We start from the raw sequence: 26193 nt of genomic DNA, 5'->3' as shown, positions 1-26193 counted from the left end.
GGGGCACTAGAGTCCCAGGGACAGCCTGAATCGGTTGCGCCTCACGCGCAGGGACCGACCGAGCACCAGCGCGGGGCCCCGGCACGTCCAGCGGGCGCAGTCGACGACCCGTTTCGACGACGAGGACGGACCCCACCCGTGGATCTCTTCGAGTACCAAGCCCGCGACATGTTCGAAGCGCACGGCGTGCCCGTGCTGGCCGGCGCGATCGCCACCACGCCAGAGGAGGCCCGTGCCGCAGCCGAGCGGATCGGCCAGGCGTCCGGTGGAGTGACGGTCGTCAAGGCCCAGGTCAAGACAGGCGGTCGTGGCAAGGCCGGCGGCGTCAAGGTCGCCAAGAGCCCCGACGAGGCCCAGCAGCACGCGCAGGCGATCCTCGGAATGGACATCAAGGGCCACACCGTCCACACCGTCATGGTCGCCGCGGGCGCCCGGATCGCCGAGGAGTACTACTTCTCGCTCCTGCTCGACCGCGCCAACCGCAGCTACCTCGCCATGTGCTCCAAGGAGGGCGGCATGGAGATCGAGCAGCTCGCGGTCGAGCGGCCCGATGCGCTGGCCCGGATCGCGGTCGACCCGAATGTCGGCATCGACGACGCGAAGGCCCGGGAGATCGTCGACGCCGCAGGCTTCGACGACGCGGACAAGCCGAAGATCGCCGACGTCGTCAAGACGCTCTGGAAGGTGTACCGCGACGAGGACGCCACGCTGGTCGAGGTCAACCCGCTCGTCAAGACCGAGGACGGCTCGATCATCGCGCTCGACGGCAAGGTGACCCTCGACGGCAACGCCGACTTCCGCCACCCCGACCACGCCGCCCTCGAGGACAAGGCCGCCGCCGACCCGCTCGAGGCGGCCGCCAAGGAGAAGGGCCTCAACTACGTCAAGCTCGACGGGTCCGTCGGCATCATCGGCAACGGCGCTGGCCTCGTCATGAGCACCCTCGACGTCGTCGCCTATGCAGGTGAGGAGTTCGGCGGCCAGAAGCCCGCCAACTTCCTCGACATCGGCGGCGGTGCCAGCGCGGAGGTCATGGCCAACGGTCTGCACATCATCCTCGGTGACGCGCAGGTCAAGAGCGTCTTCGTCAACGTCTTCGGTGGCATCACCGCGTGCGACGAGGTCGCCCGGGGCATCGTCGGCGCTCTCGACGCGCTCGGAGACGAGGAGACCAAGCCGCTCGTGGTGCGACTCGACGGCAACAACGTCGAGGAGGGCCGCCGCATCCTCGCCGAGCGCGACCACCCGCTCGTCACCATCGAGCCGACGATGGACGGCGCCGCGCGCCGTGCCGCCGAGCTCGCAGCAGCCAACTGACCGGGTCACGTACGAGAACTGAAAGAGGCGCAACCAGCCATGGCAATCTTCCTCAACGCTGACTCGAAGGTCATCGTCCAGGGCATGACCGGCTCCGAGGGCATGAAGCACACGCAGCGGATGCTCAAGTCCGGCACCAACATCGTCGGCGGCGTCAACCCGCGCAAGGCCGGCACCACCGTCGACTTCGAGGGCGGCGTGACCGTCCCCGTCTACGGCACCGTGCAGGAGGCGATCGCGTCGACCGGCGCGAACGTCAGCGTCATCTTCGTCCCGGCGCAGTTCACCAAGGCCGCAGCGGTCGAGGCCATCGACGCGGCCATTCCGCTCGCCGTCGTCATCACCGAGGGCGTGGCCGTGAAGGACACGGCGGAGTTCTTCAACTACGCCAAGGCGAAGGGCACGACGCGGATCGTCGGCCCGAACTGCCCCGGACTGATCACGCCGGGCGTCTCCAACGCCGGCATCATCCCTGCCGACATCTCGGGCACCGGCCGGATCGGGCTGGTCTCCAAGTCGGGCACGCTGACCTACCAGATGATGTACGAGCTGCGGGACTTCGGGTTCAGCTCCGCCGTGGGCATCGGTGGCGACCCGATCATCGGAACGACCCACATCGACTGCCTCGAGGCGTTCCAGAACGACCCCGACACCGACGCGATCGTCATGATCGGCGAGATCGGCGGCGACGCAGAAGAGCGCGCCGCGGCATACATCAAGGAGCACGTCACCAAGCCGGTCGTCGGCTACGTCGCGGGCTTCACGGCCCCCGAGGGCAAGACGATGGGCCACGCGGGCGCGATCGTGTCCGGCTCGTCGGGCACCGCGCAGGCCAAGAAGGAGGCCCTCGAGGCCGCCGGGGTCAAGGTCGGCAAGACGCCGTCCGAGACGGCGCAGCTCATGCGCGAGATCATGCAGCAGCACGTCAAGGCCTGACCCGCCACACGCGGTTCGTCGCGGGCGGTCACCCAGTGCGGGTGGCCGCCCGTCGTGCGTCCCCGGCCGGACGGCGTGCCGACGAGAGCAACGACACGGTTCCCACTCCACTTCTCGGCCCACCGGCGTGGGGGCTCGCCCCAGGTCCGGGTCCTTGTGACCATGGACGAACCGACCGGCATACCCGCGCCCAGGTCGCGATCCACGACAAGCCACGGGGTGAGAGCACTGGCCACATCGACGAGCCCCTCGTCGGCGATGCCGGCTGCCCTGCGGGCCGGTGTGCTGGCCGCCATCGGTACGTGGTCGGTCGTCGTGCTGCCCGCGCTGGTCGGGTGGGTGGCCTCGTCGGAGAGCTCGCTCGGCTGGTTCTCGGCTGTCTCGGTCGGGACCGCGATCTGGTTCCTGGGCCACGGGCAGTCCGTCGGCATCGGCAGCCTGTCCATCTCGCTGACGCCGCTGCTGCTCCTGCTGGTCTTCGTCTACATCGCGTACCGCTGGGCGCGACGCCTCGCTGCGACCCAGCGCCTGCGCGTCGGCGCCGACCGCTGGAGCCGCGTCGCCGGGCGCGAGCTCCTGCCCGGTTTCATCATCGGCTACGGGCTCGTCGCGGCTGTGGTGGCGCTGTTCACCCTCGGCGGCCCGGCTACACCGGGGGTGGCCGCGGTCCTCGGCGCGCTGGTCGTGCCGGTGATGGCGCTGGGTTTCGTCCTCGTGCGGCCGGAGAGCGACACCGCGCCGGCCTTCGTCAAGCGGTGGTTCCGCCGCGGGCCGACCTGGCTGCCGTCCGTGTGGCGCATCGGATGGCGCGGCGCGGTGCTCCTGCTGGCGCTCGGGTTTGCCGTGGCGCTCGCGCGCATCGCGCTGAGCTGGGGCTCGGTGTCCGCCGTGCAGGAGCAGTACTCCGGCAACCTCGCCGAGAGCGCGATCCTGGCCGCCGGGCAGGTTGCGCTGCTCGGCAACGCCGCCACGTGGGCCCTGTCGTTCCTTGCCGGCCCAGGCTTCCAGATCGCCGTCGGCTCGACGATCTCACCGGCGGCGGCACACCCCGGCCTGCTGCCGCTCATCCCCGTGTTCGGCGCCCTCCCGGAGTCGGATGCGTATCCCTCCCTGATGTATGCCGTCGCGCTCGCCCCCGTCGCCGTCGGCGCCTACCTGGGCCGCCGGGTCGACGCTGAGTTGGAGTTCTTCGGCAACGTGCGCGCGCGGGTGTCGGCGACCGTTGTCGCGGCCGCGCTCGCCGTGACCGTAGTCATTGCGCTGACGGCGCTGGGCAACGGGGCCGTCGGCACGGACCGGCTGTCCGCTGTCGGACCGCGGATCTGGCCATTGGCGGCGGCCCTCGCACTCGAGGTCGTGGGCGGCGCGCTGCTCTGGCTTGCTGGGCTCCTGCTCGCCGACCTGGTGCGCTCGCGTCGAGAACGCTCGGCCGAGGCCGACCAGCGGGACGGCCTGAAGCCGGTCAAACCAGGTCCCCTTGACGGCGACGACGGCGCGGCCACCGGGTCCGGCGACGACCCGGACCGGCTGCCGGTGACCTGAGGCGCGGGACGCACGAACGCGGTTTCGTGCCTGCGGCAGCGGCCGCGCGGGGTGCCGGATGGACCAGGCTCAGCGGATGACCAGGCTCAGCGGGCCGGGCTCCTTGAGCTTCTCGCAGTCGCCCTGCGCCACCGCCGTCTGCGCGCCTGCCCGGCACTCCTCGTAGGCACTGACCGTGCGGTAGAAGGCGAGCTGGAACAGCAGGGACGAGATGAGCATGCCGATGATGACAAGGGTCAGCGCGGGCCAGATCTTCTCCCGCCCCGCCCGCATCGTCAGGAAGCGCAGCAACCGGATAGTGAGCACGACTGCGATGACGAGCGGGATCAACGCCACGAACCGTTTCGGCAGCGGCAGGTACATCGCCACCAGGGCGAGCAGCACGAGCACAGCCACCGGCAGCGTGAGCTTGGCCTTCTCTCGAGCGAAGGCCAGCTCTCGCTGCATGTCGGGGTCAGTCATGGCCACCATCCTCGCCCATGGGCGTCCGGGGCGACGCACGGGTGGGGCGCGGTCCGGTCGCTAGACTGCCGCGCGTGACGAGCCAGGCGACCCCCGCCGACCCTGACCCTGCTGATCGACTTGCTGGTCCGCAAGCCGATCCACCGGCCGACTCGCGTGACGTTCCACCCGATGCCGCCTCGGTCGGCATCGTCGTACTCGTCTCCGGCTCCGGCACCCTCCTTCAGGCGCTGATCGACGCCGCTGCGGACCCGGACTACGGCGTGCGCGTAGCGGCGGTCGGTGCCGACCGCCCGTGTGCGGGGATCGAGCGGGCGGAAGCGGCCGGCCTACCGACGTTCGTATGCCGTCCGGCGGACTTCGCCGACCGTGCCGCGTGGGACGTCGCACTCGCTGAGGAGCTTGCTGCAGCGGCGCCGATCTTCGTCGTCACGGCCGGCTTCATGCGCCTGCTGGGGCCGACAGCGCTGGCCCATCATCGCTTCATCAACACCCATCCGGCCCTGCTGCCGAGCTTTCCTGGCGCGCATGGTGTCCGCGACGCCCTGGCCTATGGCGTCAAGGTCACCGGCACCACCTGCCACGTCGTCGATGCGGGGGTCGACACCGGGCCGATCATCGAGCAGCGGGTCGTCCGGGTCGAGGCGGCGGACACCGAGGAGACCCTGCACGAGCGCATCAAGGTGCAGGAGCGCGACCTGCTCGTCGAGATGGTCCAGCGCTTGGCCGCCGAGGGTTTCGCCGTCGAGGGCCGGCACGTCCGGATCGGCTGACCGGGCGCCTGCGCCCAGTGGCCACCCGACCGGGCTTTCTCCAGACGAGTGAGCGCCCCGTCCCACCGTTCGCACCTGACACCGTCGTCACACCGGGGGGTCACGCTCGATTCGGGCCATCCGGTGGTCCGCCGGTAGGCTGGCCGCACACGACTGGCGCGGGTGGGTCAACCACCAGGGAGTGAACGTCGGAGCATCGCCCGCCTGGGTGCTCCTGGAACGGACCGACCTGAACCGACTGCAGGAGCTGCCATGTCCGATGGACGCCGCCCGATCAAGCGCGCCCTCGTCTCCGTCTACGACAAGACCGGCCTCGACGACCTCGCCAAGGCGCTGGGCGCCGCAGGCGTGACGATCGTCTCGACCGGCTCGACGGCGAAGACCATCGCCGCTGCAGGGGTGCCGGTGACGCAGGTCGAGGAGCTGACCGGCTTCCCCGAGTGCCTCGACGGTCGCGTCAAGACGCTCCACCCGCGGGTCCACGCGGGCATCCTCGCGGACACCCGCAACCCCGACCACTTGCGCCAGCTCGCCGAGCTCGAGGTCGAGCCGTTCGACCTCGTCGTCGTCAACCTCTACCCCTTCCGGGAGACCGTGCAGTCCGGCGCGAGCGAGGACGAGTGCATCGAGCAGATCGACATCGGTGGCCCCTCGATGGTGCGCGCCTCCGCCAAGAACCACGCGAGCGTCGCGATCGTGACGAGCCCAGCGGCATACGGCCAGGTCGTGGCGGCGGTCGACGCGGGCGGCTTCACGCTCGCTGAGCGCAAGCGCCTCGCAGCCGAGGCGTTCGTGCACACGGCGACGTACGACAACGCCGTGGCGAACTGGATGGGCAATGTCGTGGCCGACACGACTGACGGCACGGGTTTCCCCGCGTGGACGGGCGCGACGTTCGACCGGTCGGCGGCGCTGCGCTACGGCGAGAACCCGCACCAGCGGGCCGCGCTCTACCGCCACTGGCGCCCGGGCGTCGCCTCGGCCGAGCAGCTGCACGGCAAGGAGATGTCGTACAACAACTACGTCGACACCGACGCCGCGGTGCGCGCTGCGCACGACCACGGTGACCAGCCGACCGTCGCGATCATCAAGCACGCGAACCCGTGCGGCATCGCTGTCGGGGACACGATCGAGCAGGCCTACGAGCGGGCGCACGCGACCGACCCGGTCAGCGCCTACGGCGGGATCATCGCCGCCAACCGGACCGTGACGAAGGCGATGGCCGAGGCCGCGAAGCCGGTCTTCACCGAGGTCATCATCGCGCCGGACTACGAGACCGAGGCGCTCGAGATCCTCACGGCCAAGAAGAACCTTCGGATCCTGCGGCTCCCCGCCGGGACGGCTGCTGCGGCCGACCCCATCGAGACGCGCGCCGTCAGCGGTGGCCTGCTCGTACAGTCCGTCGACCGCGTGGACGCTGTGGTGCGTGACGCCGAGGGCACCGTCACCGGCGGTGACGACGCCGCCAGCTGGCGCCTCGTCGCAGGTGAGGCGGCCGACGCGGCGACGCTCGCGGACCTGCAGTTCGCCTGGCGCGCGATCCGCGCTGTCAAGTCCAACGCGATCCTGCTCGCCAAGGACGGCGCGGCCGTCGGTGTCGGCATGGGTCAGGTCAACCGGGTCGACTCCTGTTTCCTGGCCGTGCGTCGTGCCGGGGAGGATCGCGCCAGCGGGTCGGTGGCGGCGTCGGACGCGTTCTTCCCGTTCGCGGACGGCCTGCAGATCCTGCTCGACGCGGGCGTCAAGGCCGTCGTGGCCCCGGGTGGGTCGATCCGCGACGAGGAGGTCATCGAGGCGGCCCGCGCGGCGGGCGTGACGATGTACTTCACCGGCACCCGCCACTTCGCCCACTGACGAACCTCCGCCCCTGACTCCGCAACACACCCGGAAACCGCGAACTCCTGCTGGTTGCAACTAGCAGGAGTTCGCGGTTTCCGGGTGTGTTGCCGGGGAGTGCGCCCGGGTCAGGGGGTGCGGGTGAGGGGGTCGGGTCAGGGGTGCGGGTCAGGGGGTGCGGGTCAGGGGGTGCGGGTCAGGGGGTGCGGGTCAGGGGGTGCGGGTCCAGCGGTAGCCGGTCGATTCGCCCTCGCCGAGGTCGACGATCGCCGCCACCGGACCGCCACCGTCGGGACCCTGATGCGCGGCCGAGACGGACACGAAGACCGCAGGGTCACCGGTGACCGAAGCGGTGACGCCGCCGACACACGACTTGATCTGACGGTGCCAGTGCACATCGGAGTCGTCGAGCATCGCGTTGCGGCGGCCGTGGACGGTGCCGTCCTGGCTGACCTCGCACTTGAGGAAGACGTTGACGAGCCGGCCGTCGATGTCGGTCCAGTGCGCCCGCTCGGGCAGGTCGAGCCCCGCGTCCTTGATCGCCGCCCAGATGCCGTCGGCGTCGAGGGCATCCTGCATCACCGAGTGGCCGATTCGGTAGCGGCCGCCGACGCCTCGGGCGTTGCCGACGACGACGACCTGCGCCTGGTCGAGCTCGACTCCCGAGGAGCAGGAGGCCACGGAGGAGTAGAGCGACCGGTTGTGCATGACGTCGGCGTCGGTGGGCATCTCGATCTCGCCGAGGGCGACGGCGATTCCGAGGCCCGTGGTGCCGTTGGACAGGTCCATCGACTCGTGGGTGTGCTCGGTCCAGACCTGGTGACCGCGCGACTTCGCATCGCGGATCGTGTGGATCGTGAGCAGCGGCGTCTTGGTCTGCACGTAGTGCACGTCGGCGGGGTCCGTGATGCCCGCGCGCTCCATGGCCACCTTCACGGCGTCCGCGACCTTCTCGATCATCGCGACATAGCCGATCTCCTCCGGCTTGATCGGCTCGCTCATCGCGAAGCCGACCGTGAGGCGCAGGTCGTCGGACTGCTCGGCCTTCTCGGGAGGCAGCGTGGCGAAGATCGTGGCGTGCGGGCTGATGACGCCGTCGGTGCCGCCGGACCAGACGATCGGCACCTGCTTCACCTGCTCGGCCGGTGCGCCCTTGGCGACGAGCACCTCGCGGAAGGCGCGGTCGGCGATGATGCGGGTGTAGTCGTTGACGCCGCCGTTGCCCTCGGTCTTGCCGATGATGGCGATGACCCGTCCGGCCTCCATGACACCGTCGTCGATGAGCTTGGCGAGCTCGCTCGCGTCGGCGACCGAGTGGATGGGGACTTTGCGTACCTCAATGGCGTCGGGCACGGGACTCACCTTTCTGATGCTGGGTCTGCTGGAGCGCTGGGTTCGATTGGGGCAGAGGACTTTTCGATCACGGTGCCGATCCGCCCATCAACGGCCTCGGCGATGAGCTCGAGCGCGGTGATCACGGAGCGGCTGCCGCCCGAGCGCACGAAACGGAGTGCGGCCTCCACCTTCGGGCCCATGGAGCCGGACGCGAAGTGGCCTTCCGCGGCATACCTCTCCATCTCCTCGAGGCTGACGTGGCCGAGCTCGCGAGCCTCGGGGGTGCCGTAGGCGGCGACAGCGTGGGGCACGTCGGTGGCGATGACGAGGACGTCGGCGTGGACCGACCGCGCGAGCAGTGCGGCGGTCAGGTCCTTGTCGATGACCGCCTCGACGCCGTGGACCCGCCCGTGGGGGCCGCGAACGACCGGTATGCCGCCACCGCCGGCCGCGACCACGATGTAGCCCGCGTCGAGCAGCGTGAGCAGGGTGGAGGTCTCGAGCACCTCGACGGGCTCGGGGGAGGCCACGACACGACGCCACCCCTTCTCGCCGCGGTCCTCCCAGCGCTCGCCGTGGTCGATGAGCTGCTGCGCCTGCTCGCGGGTGAGATACCGGCCGATCGGCTTGGTGGGGTGGGTGAACCCGGGGTCGTCCGCCTCGACGAGCGTGCGGCTGACGAGCGCGGCGACGGGCCGTGAGAGGCTGCGGGCGGCCAGCGACGCCTCGAGGGTGTCGAGCATCGTGAAGCCGATCGTCCCCTGTGTCTGAGCGCCGCACCAGTCGAGCGGGACGGGCGGGACGACGTGGGCGGCGAGCTCGTTCTTGACCAGCAGGTTGCCGACCTGTGGCCCATTGCCGTGGGTGAGCACAACCTCGTGTCCTGCCTCGACGAGCTCGGCGACGTGCTCCATGGCCGCGGCGATGGCGGTGCGCTGCGCCAGAGGCGTGGCACTGCCGTCGGGGCCCGTCATGGCGTTGCCCCCGAGCGCGACGAGCACCCTCATCGGGGGTCTCCGTCCGGGCGGCGCCCTCGGGCATCGGTCGTCATGACGAGAGCGTAGGGAGCCGCGCAGAGCGGGCGCGTTGTCACCTCCTGCCCAACCGGGCCCGTCCCGTTGTCACTTGTGCCCGTAGGGTCCGCAGGCCGCCGCGGGCAGCCGGGGTCACTCGATCTCGCGCTCCTCGATGACCCTGGTCACTGTCTGTGTCGGCGTCGACGAGCCCGGCTGGACCTCCTCGCGCGTCACGATGCGCTCGCGACGAGTGCCGCGGCGAGCGTGGATGATCAGCCCGGCTCCCGCGACCATGAGGATGATGCCGACCACCGTGATGTTGATGACGGAGGTGTGGGCGCGCACGGCAAAGGTGAGGATCGCGCCGATCACTGCCAGGAGAACTCCCAGTCCCACGGTGACTCCTTCCGCCGGTTCCGGCTTCGACCTGGACCCCGCCTTCCTTCGACCTTATCTCGCCGAGGCCGTCGAGGCGGTCCTGAGCACCTCGGCCCAGGTGTGGGGAGGCCGTCCGAGCAGGGCCCCGAGAATGGTGGAGTCCCCGACCAGGCCGTCGCGGTCGTAGGCCCGGAACATCGCGGCGAGGTCGTCGCGGGCCTGGCGGGAAAGGCCGGCACCGGGCCCCGCGAGCCAGTCTCCGATCGCCTGCGTGGTGACATCGACCGGTCGTCCGAGCGTCGCACTCGCGATGCCGGCGAGCTCGCGCACAGAAAGCGCCTCGGGTCCGGCGAGGTCATAGGTCGCGCCCGCGTGACGGTGGTCGGTCAGGACGAGCGCGGCCACCTCGGCGATGTCGTCGAGGTCGACGTTGGTGAAGGGCGCGTCCACGGAGTAGGGGACCTCGAGCCGGCCGCGCAGTGCGGCCTCGACGAGGTTCTGGTGGTATGCCGCTGGGCGCAGGATCGTGGCGGCGCCGAGTCGGGCGCGGATCGCCCGCTCCGCCTCCGCCTTGCGCAGATGGTGCGGCATGGACGCGTCGTGGGGATGCAGCACGGAGTGGAATGCGAACCGCGAAACGCCTGCGGCACAGGCAGACTCGACGACTCTCGATGCGATGCCGACTTCGTCCGGGTGGACGTTCGGGGCCAGGTGGTAGACGGCGCCGACCCCGTCCATCGCCTCCTCCAGGCCCTGCCCCGTGTCGAGGTCAGCGACGACAGCGGACGTGGCCCCGGCGGCATACGCCGTGGGCGACCCGTCGGGCCGGTGGATCAGCGCGCGCACGGCAGCGCCGCGGGCCACCAGGGCGCGGGTCACGGCGCGCCCGGTCTTGCCGGTCGCGCCGACGACGAGGACCTCGCCGGGTGGGGCAGCCGCGGTCACAGCCAGTCGTACTCCGCCGAGCGGGCTCCGCCGGCGAGCCGGGCATAGCCGGGCCCCCGGTCGAAGAACGGCTGCGGCTCGGCATCGCGTGCTGAGCGCAGGGAGGCCCGCAGCGCGTCGGAGGCCTCGACGTCGACGACCGGCGCGTCACGGTCGCCGCTCGCGACGACGCCGTAGTCGCTGCGCGCGCCCTCGAACGACACCTTGCCCCAACGCAGGTCGCGCTCCACCTCCTCGTAGGGCCGGTCGAGGGGGTCACCCCAGCCGCCGCCACCGGTGGTGCGGATCCGGATGACCTGGCCGGCCCGGACCGTCTCGGCGTTGGCCAGTGCGTCGACGACACGCTCGTCGGGCCCGCCCACGTCGATGGTGACCTCGAACGGACGGCCCGCCCGGCCACCCTTGACGCCCCAGCACGACAGGATCGAGCGGTCGGCGATCGACATGAAGTGCGCATCCTGGAGCATCCGGATGTGCTTCTCGTAGCCGAGGCCGCCGCGATACCGGCCCGCGCCGGCGGAGTCGACGGCGAGCCCGAGACGCTCGACGAGGAACGGGAACCGGCTCTCGGTGAACTCGGTCGGCAGGTTCCGGCTGTCGGGGACGACGTGGATGGTGTCCTCGCCGTCGGCGTAGTAGCGACCACCCGAGCCGCCGCCGAGCACCTCGCGCATGAGGTAGTCGTTGCCGTCGCGGTCCTTGCCGTAGACGCCGGTGTAGCGGATCGTCTCCTGGTCGGCCGGCATCCGTCCGTCGACGGCCTTGGCCACGACGCCGGCGAGCACCCCGAGCAGGCGCAGGATGACGAAGGTCCGGGCGTTCGTCGGTGCCGGGTAGATCGGGGTGAGCAGCGTGCCCTTCTCGGGGAACCGCATCTCGATGAGCGGAACCACACCCTCGTTGACGTCGAGCTCGGCCATGCGCTCGGGCGTGTCGGCGAGGTTGCGAAGGATCGGCGCGAGCCACTTCTTGAGGAAGTTGCCGCCGACATAGTCGCCGCAGTGGTTGATCGGGCCCTTGGCCTGCGGAGCCGTGCCGGTGAAGTCGATGACGAGCCTGGGGCCGCCGTCGGGGTAGAGGTCCGAGCGGCCGGGTCCACCGGTCGAGGTCTTCGTCAGGGTGATCCGCTGTGTGTGCAGCATGGGTTCGTCGACGCCGTCGTGCTCGGCGTAGTCCTCCCAGACGTAGGTGCCGTCGGGGATCTTGCTGAGGATCTCGCGCCGGTACGTCTCGGTGGTCTTGTCGAGGATCGCGTCGAAGGCTGCCTCGATGGTGTCGCGCCCATAGCGCTCGAAGAGCTCGGAGAGCCGCCGCGCGCCCATGAGGCAGGCCGAGCACTCGGCGTCGAGGTCCGCGGCCAGGCTGTCGGGCATCCGGCTGTTGCGGGTCATGATCCGTAGAGCCGCCAGGTTGGGAGATCCCTTGTCCCACAGCTTGATCGGCGGGACGGAGAGGCCCTCCTCGAACACCGTGGTCGCGTTGCTCGGCATCGATCCCGGCACCGCTCCACCGATGTCGTCGTGGTGGCCGAACGCCTGCACGAAGGCGACTACCTCGCCGTCGGAGAAGACGGGCACGGTGACGCAGAGGTCGGGCAGGTGTCCGATGCCGCCCTCCGACTCGTAGACGTCGTTGTGGAAGAACACGTCGCCCTCGCTCATCTCGGCGAGGGGGAAGTCCCGCACGACGGGGTGCACGAGCGCGCTGTAGGAACGGCCCGTGAGCTTGCGCAGCTGCCGGTCGTGTATGCCGGCGCGGAAGTCGTGTGCGTCGCGGATCATCGGCGACCGTGACGTGCGCGCGATGGCCGTCTCGACCTCCATCTCGACGCTCGCAAGCGTGCCCTCGACGATCTCGACGAGGATCGGGTCGACGGTCGTTCCTTCGGCGGTGAGCCGGTTGCCGTGCTCGTATGCCGTGGGCAGCCCAGCCGGGTTGACGGGGGAGGAGCACATCTCAGACCGCTTCCTTCGTGATGACGAGGTTGCCCAAGGTGTCGACGCGCACGCCGAAACCGGGGTGGACTGGCACCGTGGAGCCGAACTCCTCGATGATGGCCGGGCCGCTGACGGTGTCCCCGGCGAGCAGGTCCGCGCGCCACCAGACGGCGGTGTCGATGTAGCCGTCGGCCGCGTCGAAGCACACGGGCCGTCGGCTCCGGAGTGCGCGCCGCTCGATGTCCGGCATCGCTGCGGAACCGTCCTGGGCAGAAGGGATCTCGCGCAGCTCCGGGCGGGTGATCGGGCCGATCCCGGTGACGCGCAGGTTGACCCACTCCACCTGCTGCGTGTCGTCGCCGCGGAAATCGTAACCGTAGAGCGCGCGGTGCTCGTCGTGGAAGCGGTCGGCCACGGCAGCGGCATACCGCTCGTCGACGGGCCCGTCGGGGGCGGGGACGCGGACCTCGTAGGCCTGGCCGAAGTACCGCAGGTCGACGGTGCGCACGTAGCGGTGCGACTCGCGTGGGAAGCCTTCTGCATCAAGGGCCTTGGCTGCGCGGTCGGTCAGCTCGTCGAGGGTCTTCTGGACCGCGGCGTGGTCGAGGGACCGGTGCTTGGCGACCGCCGTCTGCACGTAGTCGTTCTTGACGTCGACGGTGAGCAGCCCGAAGGCCGAGACGTTTCCGGGGTTCTGGGGGACGACGACGCCGGCCAGCCCGAGGATGTCGACGAGGCGGCAGGCGAGCAGCGAGCCCGACCCCCCGAACGTCGTGAGCATGAAGTCGCGGACATCGAGCCCGCGCTTGACCGACACCTGGCGGAGCGCGTTGGCCTGGTTCCACGCGGAGATCTCGAGGATGCCGGTGGCGCAGTGCTCGAAGTCGAGTCCGAGCCGGTCGGCCAGCGCGCTGATCCCGGAGCGTGCCGCCTCGACGTCGAGTGGGATCTCGCCGCCGAGCAGGTGCGGCGGGATGCGCCCGAGCGTGACGTGGGCGTCGGTGATCGTCGGCTCGGTGCCGCCCTTGGCGTAGCACAGCGGCCCTGGGTCCGCACCCGCCGACTGCGGTCCGACCTTGAGGGTGCCTTCGGGTGAGATCCACGCGATGGACCCGCCGCCGGCACCCACGGTGACGACGTCGATCATCGGGATCTTGCTCGGGTACGCCCCGACCGTGCCTTCCGTCGTCAGCGTGGGCTCCCCGGCGAGCACGACCGACACGTCGGTCGACGTGCCCCCGCCGTCGCAGGTGAGGACCTTGTCGAACCCGGCGCGGCTCGCGATGAGACCCGCGCCGAGCGCGCCCGCGGCCGGCCCGGACAGGACCGTCGTGATCGGCTGGTGGACGACCTCGTCGGCGGACAGCACGCCACCGTTGGACTTCATGACGTAGAACGGGATCGGCGACCCACCCGTGAACTGGTCGAGGCGCGCGTGGATGTTCGAGACGTACCGGGAGACGTTCGGCTTGACCGCCGCGTCGACGAGGGTCGTCATCGAGCGTTCGTACTCGCGGTACTCGCGCAGGACCTCCGAGCTGATCGAGACGACAGCGTCCGGATGCTCACGCCGCAGGATGTCGCGCAGGGCGCGCTCGTGGGCGTCGTTGGCGTAGGAATGGAGCAGACAGACCCCGATCGTGGTGATGCCGCGGTCGCGGAACCACCGCGCCGCCCTGACCCCGTCCTCCCCGTCGAACGGGCGGATCTCCTTGCCCTCGAAGTCGATCCGACCGCCTACCGTCTTGACGCGGTCCGCGGGGACGATCCGCGGTTGCTTGACCCAGAAGTACGAGTTGCCGTAGCCGTCGGGCACCGCCTGGCGGGCGATCTCGAGCACGAACTCGTACCCCTCGGTCGTGATGAACCCCAGCGCCTCGACCTTGCCCTCGAGCAGCTTGTTGGTCGCGACGGTCGTGCCGTGCGACACGGCCGTGACGTCCTCACCCGAGGCGCCCATCAGGTCCAGCACCTTGCGGACGCCGTTGATGAAACCGTCTGCCGGGTTGGCCGGCGTCGACGGGGTCTTGGTGGTCACCAGCTCGCCGGAGTCCTCGTCGAGGGCGACGACGTCGGTGAACGTCCCGCCCGTGTCGATGCCGATGCGGATCCGCCGCGGCTCCCTCGGCCCACCCGTCGCCACGTCAGTCAGCCCACCAGTCAGCCCACCAGTCATGGTCAGGATTCAACCGGCGCTCCGGCGAGCTCTGCGTTGTCACAAACTGCCAACGGATCGAGGTCCTGGTGCCAACCCTCGCCATGCCCGAAACCCTCCCGGGGTTGGCGGATCGGTGCCGGCCGCCGAACCAGGCAGGCGCCAGCCAACCGTCGGCTAAGTGATTCCGGATCTCGCCACTATTATCACTTAGGCACCTAAGTGATAATAGTGAGGGCAATTCGGACGCGACCTTCGGCGCGCTGTCGGGATCACCCGTGGGGGATGACGCGCCCTGGTCCGGCGGACCCGCACGATTGAGTCCTCTCACACGATCCTCCCTGACGAGGAGGTGCCAACGTGGCCGCCGGCCACCCAGGACCGTCGCCCTCGGACGGGCACTCGACCGCGGAGGGTCTCGCACAGGCCGCCTCCGCCCTCCTCGACGCCATGCTGGGTCTGGTCGTGGTGGCTGCTGACCAGGCCCGGATCGCACGGTTGACCCTGCGTTCCGTGGCGGCTCCGTTGACGCCCCTGCTCGAGCTGCCGCTCGGGCTGACCCGGGGCGTGGTGCAGGGTGTGGCGGGGCAGCGGTGGGCCACCGACCTCGTGGAGACCGGGACGATGTGGCGGTGGCAGTCGACCGACCGCCTCCGGCTGCTTGCGTTCCACGTCGCGCCCATCGTCGTCGACAGGGCGCTGAGGCTCGTCGACCTCACGGACATCGTCCGCAGCAACGTGGACCTCAACGCCATCGTCGAGGACGTAGACATCGACGCAATCGTCGGGCGGGTCGACATCGAGTCGATCGTGGACGGGCTCGACATCGACGAGATCGTGTCCCGGGTCGACATCGGCGCGATCGTCGACCGGCTCGATATCGGCGCGATCGTCGACCGGCTCGACATCGACGCGATCGTGGCGCGGGTCGACCTCGATGCGATCGTCGACCGGCTCGACATCGGCGCGATCGTCGACCGGCTCGACCTCGATGCGATCGTCGACCGCCTCGACATCGACGCGATCGTGGCGCGGGTCGACATCGGCGCGATCGTCGACCGGCTCGACATCGACGCCATCATCGCCAAGATCGACCTCATCGAGATTGCCGAGTTCATCGTCGAGGGCATCGACCTGCCGGGGATCATCCGCAGCTCGACTGGGTCGATGGCCTCAGAGGGCATCCGGGAGGTTCGGCGTCAGGGGATCAGCGCGGACGAGCGGGTGGCCCACATCGTCGACCGGCTGCTGCGCCGGCCGAACCGCGCGCCCGGGTCCGTCAACCACGTCCCCCTGCTGGTGACCGCCGAGCCGATCCCAGCCGCGATCGCCGCGCCAGGCCCCAACGGCGCGGACGTCTCCGCAGTCGCGCCCGCATCGCCCGCCCCGCCCGCATCGCCCGCGTCCGGCCCAGCGGAGCCCGCTCCCGCAGAGTCCGGCAGCGCAGAGTCCGACCGTACAGACTCCGGCACTCCACCGGCGACGGGGTGAGGGTGCCATGCAGACACCATCGGCGACTCCACCGCACGACCCCACCGCGCTGCTCATCGTGCCCAAGGGGCTGCGTTCGGTCCAAGGGCACCGCGCCGGCATCGTGACCCGCGTGCTCGCGGCGTGCGTGGACCTCGTCATCGGGATCCTCGGCGTCGCCATCGGGTATGCCGCCGTCGTCGGCTTCGTCTTCGTCGTCGACCCGCGCACGTTCAGCTTCATCGACGTGCCCTTCGCGGTCCTGTTCGCAGCACTGCTGGGTCTGCTCATCGTCTACCTGGCACTGGCCTGGGCCACGACAGGGCGCACCTACGGCGCCCGCCTGCTCGGGCTGCGTGTCGTCAATGCGCACGGCGGCCGGGTGCGGCCGGGGGTCGCTCTGCTGCGGGCAGCGCTGTGCGTCCTGGTCCCGCTGGTCCTGTTCTGGGTGGTGGTCAGTCCCGAGAACCGCTCGGCGGCCGACCTCCTCTTCCGGACCTCGGTCATCTACGACTGGGCGGCCACCGCGACCGAGGTCCCAGAGGCCCAGGCAGTCGCCACTGGAGCCGCCGCCGGAGCCGCCGCCGCGGGAGCCGCCGCCGCAGCCGCCGCGGGAGCCGCCGCCGGAGCCGCCGCCCCGACCTCACAGGCCACCACCCCGCAGGCGCCGAGCCCCGGAACGCCCAGCCCCGGAACGCCTGGTCCTGGGGCACCAAACCCCGAGGCCCACCCCGGGCCGGTCGCCTCCTGACCCGACTCAGCCTGCGTCGCCGCGGTGGATCGGGGCATGGGCGAACGACGTCTCCGCCGGGCGCTCGAGCTCGTCCCGGTGCTTGCGGATGAGGTCGAGGTTGCGGTCCCGCAGATGGTCGAAGGCCTGACCGACACTGGACCCGGGAGTCAGGGACGCCAGAGCCTCTGCCGGGTCGAGGCGGGCCGAGACCCAGCCCTCGTGGGTGGCGGCCTTGGCGACGATGTGCCCGATGGGCGTCACGATGTGGGAGTTGCCGAAGTAGAGGGCGCCGGCCGGGTCGGCCCCGACGGCGTTCGCACCGATGACGTAGACGTGGTTGTCGTAGGCGCGGGCCCGCGAGGTGAGGTCCCAGATGTCGGCCGAGCGCAGCAGGGCAGAGGGCCGGCAGATCACCTCGGCGCCCTGCACCGCCTGGATGCGCGAGAGCTCAGGGTAGTCGCCGTCGAAGCAGATGATCATCCCGATCCGGCCCAGGTCGGTGTCGCACACGGTGACGGTGTCGCCGGGTGTCACCCAGCCGCCGTTGCTCACGATCTCGGAGCAGAACGGGTGAGTCTTCCGATAGACGCCGAGCAGCGCGCCGGAGGGGTCGACCAGCACGGAGGAGTTGTAGACGATGCCCCGCTCAGGCCCTCGCTCGTAGGTGCCGACGCAGACGTGCGCCCCGGCCTCGCGGGCCACCTCCTGGAACGGCTCGAGCAACGCGCCCGGCAGCTCGGTCATGAGGTCCCAGAGCTCCTCCTTGGTGCGCCCCGGGGTGAAGCCCGTCGTCGCCGTCTCGGGGAGAACGACCAGCTCGGCACCCGTCGCGTCGACGCAGCGGCGCGTGACCTCCACACAGCGGGAGACGTTCTCGCGGACCGAGCGCTCGGTGAGCGGGCCCGGATAGGGGGCCACCTGGACGGCTGCAGCCGTGAACGCACGCATGTCAGCCCCTCCCGATCGCCCAGCCGACGACGACGCCGACGAGCGCGATGGCACCGCCGGAGACGACGCCCAGGGCGTAGTCGCGCATGCGCGAGCTCTCCTGCGTGGCCGACCGGCCGGCATACACCGTCCCCACCCCGCCCAGAGGCGCGCTCACCGCGGCGGGTATGCCGTTCGCCGCGCTGGGTGCGCCCGCACCGGCGGTCGCCAGCGGGGTCGTGGGGGACGCGGCGCCGACGACGGCGAACGGTGCCACGCCCGCGATGTCGGCGTCGACGGCAGCGAAGAACTGACCGGCCATCTTGCGGGTGACTCCAGCGAGCATCCGCTGCCCGACCCCGCCGATCATGCCGCCCACTGCCGCGTCGGCGTCGTACGTCAGCTCGGTACCTCCGCTTGCGGCCGGGGCCAGCCGCACGACGACGTCTGCGTCGACCGTGCCCGGCGCGCCGGCGCCCGACGCCTTCATCGTGAACATCTCGGGGTGCTGTGGGTCGAGCAGCGCGACCTCGCCGTCGTAGGTCCCCTTGATCGCCGCGACGCCGGCGGTCACCGTCATGGCGTAGCGGTCGGGTCCGAGCTCGGTGAGCCGGTTGCACCCCGGGAGGCACCGGGCGAGGACGGCCGGGTCGTGGAAGGCGTCCCACACCTGCTGCGGCTCGGCGGCGAGGTTTGCCGATCCAGTGATCTTCATGAGGGCTCCTTCGTTCTCGCGGCGTCGCTGCCGCTCGGGCCGGTCGTGGCACGGTGGAGGGAGGGGATGTCGCCGGCGGCGTGGCGTTGGCGCAGCTCCCATAGGTCGTTGGGCGAGATCGGCATCCGGGTGATCGGGAAGCCCTCGGCATCCTCGATCGCCGAAGCGATGACCGCCGTCACCGGGATGCAGCCCGCCTCGCCGGCTCCCTTTATCCCCAAGGGGTTCAGAGGTGAGGGGGTTTCGAGGTGGTCGGTCTCGATGGTGGGCACCTCGGAGGCGTAGGGCATGAGGAAGTCCATGAACGACGCGTTGAGCAGCTGCCCGGACCCGTCGTAGTCCATCCGTTCGTAGAGCGCGCCGCCGACGCCCTGGGCCACGCCGCCGTGCACCTGGCCCTCGACGATCATCGGGTTGATCATCGGGCCGCAGTCGTGGATGACGCAGTAGCGCAGGATCCGGATCTCGGCCGTCACCGGGTCGGTCTCGACGACGGCCGCATGCATGCCGTTGGCGAACGTTGCCTGGGTTGGGGAGTAGAAGTCCTTGCCCTCGAGACCGGGCTCCTCGTCGTCGGCGACCGGCGGCTTGTCCGGGTCGAAGGTCCCGGCGAACTGGGTGGCCGCCTGCGCGGCCTCGTCGAACGCATAGCGCAGCGGGTTGGACAGCACCGACACCGTCCCGAGCGACATCGACGTCGACGGCGCGCCCTTGACCCGTACGGTCCCTTCCACGATCTCGAGGTCGGCCGGCGACACCTCGAGGGCGTCAGCGGCGATCTTCAGCGCCTTGGCGCGGACGTTGCGCGCCGCCAGCGCGATCGCGCTGCCGCTCATGACCGCGGCTCGCGATGCGAAGGTGCCCACGGCATACGCCATCTTCCGGGTGTCGCCGGTCGTCACGAAGACGTCCTCGAGACGGACACCGAGCTCCTCGGCGACGATCTGCGCGAAGACCGTCTCGTGGCCCTGGCCCTGCGAGGTCAGGCCCGTCGACACGTTCACCCGGCCGCTCGTCTCGATCTGGATGTGACCGCCCTCGTATGGTCCGACGCCCGTGCCCTCCACGTAGCAGCCGATCCCGAGGCCGACGCGCCGCCCGTGCGCCTGCGCGGCGGCGCGGTACTCGGCGAAGTCGTCCCACCCGACGAGCTCCTTGAGCTTGGCAAGGGTCGCGGGGAAGTCGCCGGAGTCGTACTTGAGCGGCCGCCCGTCCTGGAACAGCAGCCCGTGGTCGTAGGGCATCTCGGCCGGGAGGATGAAGTTGCGGGAGCGGACCTCCGCCCGGTCGAGGCCGAGCTCGTCGGCGATGGCGTCCATGGTGCGCTCCATGGCAAAGCACCCCTGCGGGCGGCCGGCACCGCGGTACGGCGTGACGAGGACGGTGTTCGTGTAGAGCGACCAGAACTCGCACCGGTAGGTGCCCGGCTTGTACGGCCCGAGCAGCTGGGTCGAGGTGATGATCGGCACGATGATGCCGTAGGGCGTGTAGGCGCCGTTGTCGTGCCACAGCTTGACGTCGAGGGCGAGAAGCCGGCCGTCGTCGTCGAATCCCACCGTCACTTTTTGGAGCTGGCCACGCTCGTGTGCTGCGGCGACGAAGTGCTCACGCCGGTCCTCGGTCCACTTCACCGGACGGTCGAGCAGCCGCGCGGCCCATGGGACCAGCACCTCCTCCGGCCAGGGGTGGACGATCTTGACTCCGAAGCCGCCGCCCACGTCGGGCGCGATGCACTCGACCTTCGCGAGAGGCAGGTCCAGCTTGGCGGCGACCGCCGCGCGGACGCCCGTGGAGGTCTGCGTGGACGAGTACATCCGCAGCTCGCCCTTCTCGTCGTCCCATCGGGCGTAGACCCCGCGACCCTCCAGTGGCGTGCTGGCGCTGCGCTCGATGTCGAGGTCGAGGGTGAGGGTGTGCGGGGCGGCGGACATCGCAGCGTCGACGTCGCCCACCTCTTGCGTCATGTGGGCGGCGATGTTGCCCGGAACGTCCTCGTGCACAAGCCTTTCCGCGTCGCGCGCCGCCTCGATGCCCACGACGACCGGCAGCGGTGCGTACTTGACGCGGATCCGCTGGCAGGCGTCCTCCGCGACGTAGCGGTCCGTTGCGACGACCATGACGACCGGCTCGCCGACGTGGTTGACCTCGTCCTTGGCGAGGGCGTAGCCGGTGCGGCCGTGCGTCAGCGTCGGGTGCGGGATGAGCAGCGGGAGGGGCTCACCGACGCGTCCGGGGAGGTCCTCGTGGACGTAGATGCCGACAACGCCTTCGACATCGACCGCGTCCGTCGCGTCCACGTCGACGATCCGCGCGTGGGCGTGCGGGCTGCGGACGAACGCGGCGGCCAGGGCGTGGTGGCCGAGGTCGTCGAGGAACCGCCCGCCGCCGGTGACCAGCCGCGGATCCTCCTTGCGCTTGACCGGCGCCCCGAACATCTGTGTCGTCATGCCGGGTCCCCTTCTCCGACAAGGGTATGCCGCTCGGCTCGGATCTCCGCAGCGCGCAGCACGCTCTTGACGATGTTCTGGTAGCCGGTGCACCGGCAGAGGTTCCCCGAGATGGCGTCACGTGCGTCCTCTGCGGTCGGCGAGGGGTTCTCCTCGAGGTATGCCGTGACCGTCGTGAGGAACCCGGGGGTGCAGAAGCCGCACTGCAGCCCGTGGCACTCGGCGAAGGCCTGCTGGACGGGGCTCATCACGTGCCCGCTCGGCGTGTCCCGGGCGTCCGGCGCCGACGCGAGCCCTTCGACGGTGGTGATCTCGTGGTCCTGCGCCGTGACGGCGAACATGAGGCAGGAGCGCATCGGCGCCCCGTCGACGAGGACGGTGCAGGCACCGCACACGCCGTGCTCGCAGCCGACATGCGTGCCGGTGAGCTCCAGGTCGTGTCGCAGGAAGTCGGACAACAGGCGCCTGGCGGGGACGGACGCAGAGCGGCGGACCCCGTTGACCGTGACGCTCACGTCGTGCAGCGTCTCCGCCGCCGCCTCGGCCTCAAAGCCGCCCATCACGACCTCCCTTCCTGCCCGAACGCGGCGTTCGGTGTCGAGCTCATCGGTGTGACTCCGCTTTCGGCACCGAACGCCGCGTTCGGTGCGGGGTGGTCGGTGGCCCGCTCGACGGCTCTGCGGAGTGCACGCCGGGTCAGCTCTCCCGCCAGCATCCGGCGATACTCGGCGGTCGCATGGATGTCCGACTCCGGTTCGACGTGGCCACGCGCGGCCTCGGCCGCCGCATCGACCGCAGCCACCCAGGCCGCGGACGCCGGCTCGGCCGTGACCTCGCCGAGGACCGGGCCGAGGTCGAGCACCGACGGGACCTCGGTGACGGAGACGAACGAGGCTCGTGCGCCCGTGACCACGCCATCGGTCACCGTGAGCGCAACCGCGACCCCGGCGAGCGCGTAGTCGCCGTGGCGGCGAGCCACCTCCTCGAACGCCGTCCCCGAGCCCGCGGCGAAGCGCCCGAACCGGGCCGCGACCGCGAGCTCGTCGTGGCCGAGTGCGGTCTCCAGCGGGCCGCGGAAGAAGTCGGGCCAGTGGATGTCACGTGCGCCGGCCGGCCCGACCGCCTCGACGTAGCCGTCCGTGAGAGCGAGGACGGCCGGCAGCTCGCCCGCCGCGTCCGCGTGGGCGAGCGACCCGACCGTCGTGCCGCGGTTGCGGATGACCGGGTGGGCGACGTAGCCCAGCGCCTCGCGCAGGACCGGCGATGCGGCATACGCCTCCTCGGAGCGCTCCAGCGCGGTGTGCCGCACGAGCGCACCGACCCGCACCGACGCGGAGGACACCTCGATCGCGTCCAGGCCGGCGACGCGGTTGATGTCGACGATGTGGCCCGGCGTGGCCAGGCGCATGTTGAGGATCGGCACGAGACTCTGCCCACCTGCGAGGATCTTGCCGTCGTGGCCGAACTCGGCCAGGGTCGCGACGGCCTCGTCGACGGTGCGTGGTGCGTGGTGCACGAAGGGGGCGGGCTTCACCGAACCGATCCTGCCTTTCGTCTGTCGCGCGGACTAGGGATTGTCGATCATCGCTGGTCGGCGCCTTTTGGCATCTTGTGCCCAACCCTGCCGTGCTCGGCCATGTGCCTGCCGGCGCGGCGCGATGGGTCCAGCACATCCGAGCACGCCCGAGCACGCCCGAGCACGGCCGAGCACGCCGGTGGGCCCCCGATGCGACATCGGGGGCCCACCACGCGAGACCGAAGCGGGTCAGCGGGGCGACCCGGACCGCTGGTCACCGCCCTGGTAGAGGTCGTCTACCCCGTCGGCGTCGCCGTAGTCGCCCTCACGTTCGCCGAGCGAGATCATCGTGCCGCCTGCGGCCTCGGCTTTCTCCCGGAGCTCCGCCGGCGCGATCACCCTGGCCAGGTGCCACCCGGCGATGGCCACGATCGTGCCGAGCGCGATGCCACCGAGGGTGAAGTTGTCGGTGATCTGGAGGCTGACGTTGCCGATGCCCATGATGATGCCGGCTGCGATGGGCACGAGGTTGATCGGGTTGCCGAAGTCGACGCCGTTCTCCTTCCAGATCTTGGCGCCGAGCAGGCCGATCATGCCGTAGAGGACGACGGTGATGCCGCCGAGCACGCCGCCCGGGACCGACGAGACGAGCGCGCCGAACTTCGGCGAGAGGCCGAAAAGGATCGCCACGATCGCCGCCACGTAGTACGCGGCGGTCGAGTAGACCCTGGTGGCCGCCATGACCCCGATGTTCTCGGCGTACGTCGTCGTCGGGGAGCCGCCGACCGAGGAGGCGAGGGCGGTGCCGAAGCCGTCGGCGGCGATTGCGCGGCCCATGTACGGGTCGAGGTCCTTGCCGGTCATCTCGGCGACGGCCTTGACGTGGCCGGTGTTCTCGGCGACGAGGGCGATGACCGCCGGCAGGACGAGCAGGATCGCCGCGACCGAGAAGGACGGCGCATGGATGCCGACCAGCGGCTTGCCGTCGGCGCCGAGCGTCCCCGTCGACGGCGGGAACCCGAACCACGATGCCGACGAGAGCTGGTCGAAGTTGACGCGGAAGTGCGTCGTGACCTTGCCGGCGCCTGCGTCGAACGACGTGATCTGGCCGAAGATCTTGTCGAACAGCCACGAGATGACGAACCCGAAGATCAGGGCCAGGAAGACCGCGATGCGCGAGGCGAAGCCCTTGAAGGCGACCGCGCACACGATCGTGAAGACCATGACGAGCAGCGCCACCCACTGGTCCTGCGGGAAGTAGATGCTGGCGACGACCGGTGCGAGGTTGAAGCCGATCAGCATGACGACGGCACCGGTGACCACCGGCGGGAGCACCTTGTGCAGCACTGCCGACCCGAGGAAGTGGATCAGGACGCCGACGAGCAGCAGGACGAGACCGGCGACCAGGATCGCGCCGGTGACCTCGGCCGAGTCCCCGCCTTGGGCCCGGATTGCCGCAACGCCGCCGACGAAGCTCGCCGACGTGCCGAGGTAGCTCGGCACCTTGCCGTTGACGATGAGCAGGAAGCAGATCGTCGCGACACCGCTCATCAGGATCGCGAGCTGCGGGTTGAGGCCCATGACGAGCGGGAAGACGAAGGTCGCCCCGAACATCGCCACGACATGCTGAGCACCGAGCCCGACGGTCTTGCCCCACGACAGTCGTTCGTCGGGTGCGACGACGTCGTCGGGGCCCATGGTCCTGCCGTCCCCGTGAAGTTTCCAGCCCAAGCCCAAAGCCATTCCGACTCCTATGCTTGCCACACCCCTCGGGTGCGGCATGACGTGGATCACATCCCACTCCGGGATGGGCGAAAACTACTCCCGCGGCCGGGGACAGCGTTCGTCAAACGTTGATACACGCCGAGGGTCTCCGGCTGGCAGTTCATGACGTATGCCGGCCACCCCGGTCCCGCTGGCAGCCACCCCATGTCGTGTGGTCACCCCGACGAGCCCCCACGGGCTGGGGAGCCGGTCAGATGCCGCGCATCTGGTGGACCTTGAGCGCGAGCGCGAGCGTCAGGCGCAGGTCGGGGTCGGTCGTGAACGGGCCGAGCATCTTCTCGAGCTTGCCGATCCGGTACCGCAGCGTGTTGTAGTGGAAGAAGAGGAGCCGGGCCGTCTCGGCGACATTGAGGTTCGTGTCGAGCAGGATCGACAAGGTCTGCCGGAGCCCGGCGTTCTCGGGTGAGTCGTCGGTGGCCAGCTCGCCGAGGGACTCGTGCACGAACCGGCGCAGGTCGGCGCTGTCGGGCACGAGGGCGAGCAGCCGGTAGATCCCCAAGCCGTCGACGTGCGTCAGGGCGCCGTCACCGTGCATCTGGCGGCCGACGGACACGGCCGAGAGCGCCTCCTCGTAGGCCTGTGGGAGGTGGTCGACGGAGGTGATCGGCCGCGAGACCCCCGCGGAGAAGCTGCGCCGGCCACCGCCCCCGTCGCCACGCACGACACGGACCAGCTCGCCGACGGTGCGCATGACCCGGTCGGTGTCCGCGTCGCGCGGGACCCCCACCAGGGCGACGACCTCACGGCTGAAGCCCACCACCGGGGTGCGCGGGTCGCGCACGGCCACCGCATGGGTCCAGGCCCGCGCGAACCGCTGCTGGAGGAAGCGGACCTCCTCGGCATCTCGCGTCGACCGGTCGTCGTCCTCGTCGGTCTCGGCGACCACCACGACCATCGTGCGGTCGATGTCCCACCCGAGGGAGGCGGCGTGGGCGACGGCGTCGGCGGGCGTGCCGGCGCGTCCGGCGAGCGCGTCGCGCAGGAACTCGGCGCGGTACTTGCTCTCGACCGCAGACACGGCCTGGTCCTTGGTGATCGCCAGGGCGGCCACCGTTGCGGCCCGCTCCAGCAGGCGCACGTCGTCGACGGTCAGGCGGCGGTGGCTGCAGAACGCCATCAGCACGCCGTGGTCGAGGTGGCCTGCGACGATGCGGACCGCCGCGCGGTGCGCGCCGGGCCCGTCCGGGCGAGGCCCGATCGGCTCGGCCTCCGTGAGCAGCCTCCCGGTCCGGTCGAAACAGTCGAGCGACTCGGCGTGGGCCAGCTCGGTGGCGGACCCGGCGCGGGCGATGACCCTGCCGTCCGTCGTGGTCACCATCGCGGCACCGTCGAGGAAGCCGACGACCTGCTCGCACAGGTCGTCGAGCGACCCGCCCGCCAGCACGATCTGCACGAGCGCCCGGTCCGCGTCCTCGAGGCGCCGCAGCGTGGCCGTCTGGTGGTCGAGGATGGCGCTGAGGACCTCGGTCGTGAAGGTGCCGATTCGGTCCAGGGCGATGTCGATGATTGGGAGGCCGGAGTCCAGGGCCGCCTGGCGCAGCCGACCGGCGCGCCCGGTGCCGACAGCGGGCTCGACTCCCGACACGACGATGCCTGCGGCACCCGCCTTCTCCAGCGCATCGACGGCGGTGCCGGGGTCGCCGGCGTGGTCCGCGAGGGCGGCCGCGTCGGCGAGGACGAGCCGGTGGCGCAGGCTGGCGCCGGCTTCGGCGTCCCGCAGTGCGACATGAAGAGGCAGCGTCCCGTCGACGCTGACGTCGAGCCGCGGCGAGGAGGCCTGGACGGACCCGTGGGCCGTGGCCGCGAGCCCCGCGATGAGGCGCAGCGAGATCCCCGAGGCGTCGCGCTCGGGGGAGCCCACGGCATACGCCGGCTCGGAGGCTCCCGCCCGATCGGTTGGCAACTCACGGTCCGTCAGGGCCGGATCGTTGGCAACTCTCACCATGAGCGCACCCTACCCAGCCTCGG

The 26193-nt window shown here is 70.7% G+C and carries 21 protein-coding genes and 1 riboswitch; of the genes, 7 read left to right on the top strand and 14 right to left on the bottom strand.

Going from position 1 to position 26193, the window contains the following annotated elements:
- The first annotated feature begins 138 nt into the window (after window positions 1–138).
- The 3 genes from sucC to ACYVLP_RS16850 all read left to right on the top strand — a co-directional run bounded on the left by sucC (window position 139) and on the right by ACYVLP_RS16850 (window position 3795).
- Window positions 139–1317, top strand: a complete 1179-nt coding sequence (gene sucC, locus ACYVLP_RS16860) for an ADP-forming succinate--CoA ligase subunit beta (RefSeq protein ID WP_460628500.1) — start codon at window positions 139–141, stop codon at window positions 1315–1317.
- Window positions 1318–1356: 39 nt separating this feature from the next.
- Window positions 1357–2253: a succinate--CoA ligase subunit alpha gene (gene sucD / locus ACYVLP_RS16855; protein ID WP_460628499.1), complete on the top strand. Its 897-nt coding sequence runs from the start codon at window positions 1357–1359 to the stop codon at window positions 2251–2253.
- A gap of 162 nt (window positions 2254–2415) precedes the next feature.
- On the top strand, window positions 2416–3795 hold the full coding sequence (locus ACYVLP_RS16850) for a cell division protein PerM (protein ID WP_460628498.1): 1380 nt from the start codon (window positions 2416–2418) through the stop codon (window positions 3793–3795).
- Between the two features lie 69 nt (window positions 3796–3864).
- On the opposite strand, the gene ACYVLP_RS16845 is transcribed toward ACYVLP_RS16850, so the two are convergent.
- A complete protein-coding gene (locus ACYVLP_RS16845) occupies window positions 3865–4257 on the bottom strand; it encodes a hypothetical protein (protein WP_460628497.1) in 393 nt (130 codons plus the stop codon).
- 74 nt (window positions 4258–4331) lie between these two features.
- Here ACYVLP_RS16845 and purN point away from each other — a divergent pair, with 74 nt between their 5' ends.
- Together purN and purH are read left to right on the top strand one after the other, a co-directional pair.
- Window positions 4332–5030, top strand: coding sequence for a phosphoribosylglycinamide formyltransferase (gene purN, locus ACYVLP_RS16840; protein ID WP_460628496.1), 699 nt, complete (start codon window positions 4332–4334; stop codon window positions 5028–5030).
- Between the two features lie 139 nt (window positions 5031–5169).
- Window positions 5170–5247: riboswitch (ZMP/ZTP riboswitch) on the top strand.
- 35 nt (window positions 5248–5282) lie between these two features.
- Window positions 5283–6884 carry a bifunctional phosphoribosylaminoimidazolecarboxamide formyltransferase/IMP cyclohydrolase gene (gene purH, locus ACYVLP_RS16835; RefSeq protein ID WP_460628495.1) on the top strand — a complete coding sequence of 534 codons (1602 nt, stop codon included), beginning with the start codon at window positions 5283–5285 and terminating at the stop codon, window positions 6882–6884.
- A 192-nt stretch (window positions 6885–7076) separates the two neighbouring features.
- Here purH and bar read toward each other — a convergent pair whose 3' ends face one another.
- The 6 genes from bar to ACYVLP_RS16805 form a co-directional block, all read right to left on the bottom strand.
- Window positions 7077–8219 carry a barbiturase gene (gene bar, locus ACYVLP_RS16830; protein ID WP_460628494.1) on the bottom strand — a complete coding sequence of 381 codons (1143 nt, stop codon included), beginning with the start codon at window positions 8217–8219 and terminating at the stop codon, window positions 7077–7079.
- A gap of 5 nt (window positions 8220–8224) precedes the next feature.
- Window positions 8225–9208 (bottom strand): carbamate kinase, encoded by a 984-nt coding sequence (locus ACYVLP_RS16825; RefSeq protein WP_460628493.1) that lies wholly within the window; start codon window positions 9206–9208, stop codon window positions 8225–8227.
- A 159-nt stretch (window positions 9209–9367) separates the two neighbouring features.
- Window positions 9368–9613 carry a DUF6458 family protein gene (locus ACYVLP_RS16820; RefSeq protein WP_460628492.1) on the bottom strand — a complete coding sequence of 82 codons (246 nt, stop codon included), beginning with the start codon at window positions 9611–9613 and terminating at the stop codon, window positions 9368–9370.
- Between the two features lie 54 nt (window positions 9614–9667).
- Window positions 9668–10540 (bottom strand): NmrA family NAD(P)-binding protein, encoded by an 873-nt coding sequence (locus ACYVLP_RS16815; protein ID WP_460628491.1) that lies wholly within the window; start codon window positions 10538–10540, stop codon window positions 9668–9670.
- Window positions 10537–12495 carry a hydantoinase B/oxoprolinase family protein gene (locus ACYVLP_RS16810; protein ID WP_460628490.1) on the bottom strand — a complete coding sequence of 653 codons (1959 nt, stop codon included), beginning with the start codon at window positions 12493–12495 and terminating at the stop codon, window positions 10537–10539. The genes ACYVLP_RS16815 and ACYVLP_RS16810 overlap by 4 nt, the downstream gene beginning before the upstream one ends.
- Window position 12496: 1 nt before the next feature.
- Window positions 12497–14653 (bottom strand): hydantoinase/oxoprolinase family protein, encoded by a 2157-nt coding sequence (locus tag ACYVLP_RS16805; protein WP_460628489.1) that lies wholly within the window; start codon window positions 14651–14653, stop codon window positions 12497–12499.
- A gap of 339 nt (window positions 14654–14992) precedes the next feature.
- Here ACYVLP_RS16805 and ACYVLP_RS16800 point away from each other — a divergent pair, with 339 nt between their 5' ends.
- Window positions 14993–16123, top strand: coding sequence for a hypothetical protein (locus ACYVLP_RS16800; protein ID WP_460628488.1), 1131 nt, complete (start codon window positions 14993–14995; stop codon window positions 16121–16123).
- Window positions 16124–16130: 7 nt separating this feature from the next.
- Window positions 16131–16853: an RDD family protein gene (locus ACYVLP_RS16795; RefSeq protein ID WP_460628487.1), complete on the top strand. Its 723-nt coding sequence runs from the start codon at window positions 16131–16133 to the stop codon at window positions 16851–16853.
- A 6-nt stretch (window positions 16854–16859) separates the two neighbouring features.
- Here ACYVLP_RS16795 and ACYVLP_RS16790 read toward each other — a convergent pair whose 3' ends face one another.
- The 7 genes from ACYVLP_RS16790 to ACYVLP_RS16760 form a co-directional block, all read right to left on the bottom strand.
- The gene (locus tag ACYVLP_RS16790) at window positions 16860–17783 is read right to left on the bottom strand and encodes a carbon-nitrogen hydrolase family protein (RefSeq protein ID WP_460628486.1); all 924 of its coding nucleotides are present in this window, start codon (window positions 17781–17783) and stop codon (window positions 16860–16862) included.
- 1 nt (window position 17784) lies between these two features.
- Window positions 17785–18477: an SRPBCC family protein gene (locus ACYVLP_RS16785; protein ID WP_460628485.1), complete on the bottom strand. Its 693-nt coding sequence runs from the start codon at window positions 18475–18477 to the stop codon at window positions 17785–17787.
- Entirely contained in the window at window positions 18474–20924 is a 2451-nt protein-coding gene (gene cutA / locus ACYVLP_RS16780; protein ID WP_460628484.1) for an aerobic carbon-monoxide dehydrogenase large subunit, read from the bottom strand. Before cutA ends, ACYVLP_RS16785 begins: the two co-directional genes overlap by 4 nt.
- The gene (locus tag ACYVLP_RS16775; protein WP_460628483.1) at window positions 20921–21484 is read right to left on the bottom strand and encodes a (2Fe-2S)-binding protein; all 564 of its coding nucleotides are present in this window, start codon (window positions 21482–21484) and stop codon (window positions 20921–20923) included. The genes cutA and ACYVLP_RS16775 overlap by 4 nt, the downstream gene beginning before the upstream one ends.
- Window positions 21484–22458, bottom strand: coding sequence for an FAD binding domain-containing protein (locus ACYVLP_RS16770; RefSeq protein WP_460628482.1), 975 nt, complete (start codon window positions 22456–22458; stop codon window positions 21484–21486). Before ACYVLP_RS16770 ends, ACYVLP_RS16775 begins: the two co-directional genes overlap by 1 nt.
- A gap of 231 nt (window positions 22459–22689) precedes the next feature.
- Window positions 22690–24138, bottom strand: coding sequence for a uracil-xanthine permease family protein (locus ACYVLP_RS16765; protein ID WP_460628481.1), 1449 nt, complete (start codon window positions 24136–24138; stop codon window positions 22690–22692).
- A 277-nt stretch (window positions 24139–24415) separates the two neighbouring features.
- Window positions 24416–26170 (bottom strand): helix-turn-helix domain-containing protein, encoded by a 1755-nt coding sequence (locus ACYVLP_RS16760; RefSeq protein WP_460628480.1) that lies wholly within the window; start codon window positions 26168–26170, stop codon window positions 24416–24418.
- Window positions 26171–26193 lie beyond the last annotated feature (23 nt).

This window comes from Intrasporangium mesophilum (genome assembly GCF_054783095.1).
This window is presented reverse-complemented; position numbering and strand designations above follow the sequence as displayed.